The 2,398-nt window shown below is 73.6% G+C and carries 3 protein-coding genes; all 3 read right to left on the reverse strand.

Annotation, left to right across the window (positions count from 1 at the left end; all coding sequences use genetic code 11):
• Positions 1-40: 40 nt before the first annotated feature.
• Positions 41-676 (reverse strand): hypothetical protein, encoded by a 636-nt coding sequence (locus tag BKE38_RS28415; protein WP_076960506.1) that lies wholly within the window; start codon positions 674-676, stop codon positions 41-43.
• 170 nt (positions 677-846) lie between these two features.
• Entirely contained in the window at positions 847-1,653 is an 807-nt protein-coding gene (locus tag BKE38_RS28420) for a cytochrome c (RefSeq protein WP_076960507.1), read from the reverse strand.
• A 67-nt stretch (positions 1,654-1,720) separates the two neighbouring features.
• On the reverse strand, positions 1,721-2,398 hold a 678-nt coding region (locus BKE38_RS28425), incomplete at its 5' end, for a GNAT family N-acetyltransferase (RefSeq protein WP_367596481.1).

The following is a 2,398-nucleotide window of genomic DNA, read 5'->3' on the forward strand; positions in this document are numbered from 1 at the left end:
GCGGCGAGCAGCAGCAGGGAGAGCAAAGCGGGACGCAGGATCATGCGCGGGCTTCCTTCAGCGGCGTCGGGATGCGGGATTCGAGATAGGCCATGAAACCCGCGCGGTCCGGCAGGGCCGCCAGCAGCGCCTCCGGCAGCCAGAGCGCGCTGGCCTGGTCGACCACGATGAACAGCTGGCCGGGCGTCGCCACCAGCCGGTTCACCCGGGCCCAGGGCAGCAGCACGCTGCGGCTGGCATTGCGCCAGAGCATGGCGTGCTCGCCCATGATCAGGTTGTGGGCGCCGAGCATCTCGCCGGCCTCGCGGTGCAGCCAGCGCAGCAGCCGCATCTGCTGCCGCATGCACAGCAGCACCCCCATCGTCAGCCCCAGCATCCAGAGGCCGAGCCCGGCGAAGACCACCGCGGCGCCACCCAGCCGCCAGTCCTGGCCGGTGTCGCCGCGCGCCAGCCAGAGCTCGCCCATCCAGCCCTGCCGCGCCGAGAGCCAGCCGAGGCCGAGCCCCAGCAGCATGCAGGCGCCGATCCACAAGGTCAGCCGCAGCAGCCCGCGCGGGAAGAAGGGCCGGCGCAGCGGTTGCAGCAGGGCCCGCTGCAGCGCCAGGTAGCCGCCGATGTCGAGGGCGGGCACCAGCAGCTCCTGCTCGATCGGTCCGAGCTCGGCGACCAGCCCCATGCCCGCAGGCTTACCAGACGTTGCAGGCCTGTCCGTCAACCGCCGCCCCCTGTCGCAATGCGGGGCGGACCCTAGCCTTGCGGGGAAGGCGCCTCCACCCGCCGGGCGATCACAGGCGCTCCAGCATCGGTGCGATCACGCAATTCTTTGGTGCGGTGCAGCGGGCGCGGTCACAGCCCGGCCTGGTGGCGCAGATAGGCGACCAGCGCCTCGAGCTCGGCGGGCGGCAGAGCGGCCTCGTCGAAGGCGGGCATGGCGCGGGCCGGCCAGGTGCGGACCGCCGCCGGGTCGCGGATCAGCGCGCGCAGCCCGGCCTCGGTCAGATAGGCCAGGGCCGGCATCGGCGCGCCGAGATCCGGGCCCATCTCGCCGGCGCCGGCGCCCTTCATCCGGTGGCAGGCCAGGCATTGGGTGACATAGACCTCGGCGCCGTGGCGGGCGGGGTCGCCGGCGGGCAGGCTGGCGGCGACCGCCAGCTGCGGCCAGCGGCGCAGCGGCGGTGCCACCGCGGTCAGCCGCGCCAGCATATAGGGCCATTGCTCGGGGCGGACGTCGCTGGCGGCCGGGTTGCGCCAGACCAGGTAGAAGGGGCCGGCGCTGGCCGCCTTGCCGGGCAGGACGGGCCAGGGCGCGGCCGGGTCCTCCACGGCGATCCAGGGCTCGGCGGGGCCGCTCCGCAGCAGGGCCGCCGGGATCTGCGAGGCGAAGCCGTCCGAGGCCTGAGCCTCCACCGTCTCCACCCCCTCCATGGCGCCGAGCAGCGCGCGCAGCGGCACCGCCCGGTAGCGGCGCTCGGCCATGGCGTAGGAGACATCGGCCGGGATGGTGATGCTGGCGGCGTCCGGCCGGGCCAGCAGCTCAGCGGTCCGCAGCCGCAGGGCCGCGCCGCCCAGGTTCAGCACCAGCTCGGCGGCGCGGGCGGGCAGGGCCGCGATCAGAGCGCCGAGCATCAGCGCGGCGAGGCGGGGGAAAGGCATGGTCGGAGAGCCTCGGGCAGGGGCGGCGGAAAGCATTTCCGCCGCGCTGCCGCTTGGCAAGGGGGGATCAGCCGCTGCTGGATTCGCCACCCGCGCGCAGCCGGGTCTTCGGCACGCCGCGATGGTCGAAATTCCCGTCCGACACCCAGGCGGCGATGGCGTCGCGGCGGCTCGGCCATTCCTCGTCCAGGATGGAGAACCAGGCGGTGTCGCGGCGGCGGCCCTTCACCACCAGGTGCTTGCGGTGCTCGCCCTCGAAGGTGAAGCCGAGGCGGTCGGCGGCGCGGCGCGAGGGGGCGTTGAGGGAATTGCACTTCCAGACCAGGCGGCGGTAGCCGAGCTCGTCCATGGCGTGGCGCATCAGCAGGAACATGGCCTCCGTCGCGGCGCGCGAGCGCTGCATCCGCGGCGAGAACCAGATATTGCCCAATTCGATGGCGGCATTGCCGGGCTGGATTTCCATCAGCGTCAGCCAGCCGAGGGCGCGCCCTGACAGATGCGGCCGCACCGCCCAGGCGATCGGGTCATGCGTGGTGGCGAAGCCTGCCAGGAAGCGGCGGAACGTCGCGAAATCCGGGAAGGGGCCATAGCCCATATAGGCCCAGGACTCGTCGGCGCCCTGGACGGCTTCCCACAGCTCCTCGGCATGACGCAGGCCGAGCGGCTCCAGCGTCACCGAATGGCCGCGATGCGCGACGCGGGGCGGCAGCGGGCGGGGGGTGGGATCGACCTCAGGGCCCACCGG

The sequence above is a fragment of the Teichococcus deserti genome (assembly GCF_001982615.1).
Classification (GTDB): Bacteria; Pseudomonadota; Alphaproteobacteria; order Acetobacterales; family Acetobacteraceae; genus Pseudoroseomonas; species Pseudoroseomonas deserti.

Excerpts from the sequence above, each read along its gene's own strand:
- BKE38_RS28415 (WP_076960506.1), bottom strand. The coding sequence starts at position 676 with ATGGGGCTGGTCGCCGAGCTCGGACCGATCGAGCAGGAGCTGCTGGTG.
- BKE38_RS28420 (WP_076960507.1), bottom strand. The coding sequence starts at position 1,653 with ATGCCTTTCCCCCGCCTCGCCGCGCTGATGCTCGGCGCTCTGATCGCG.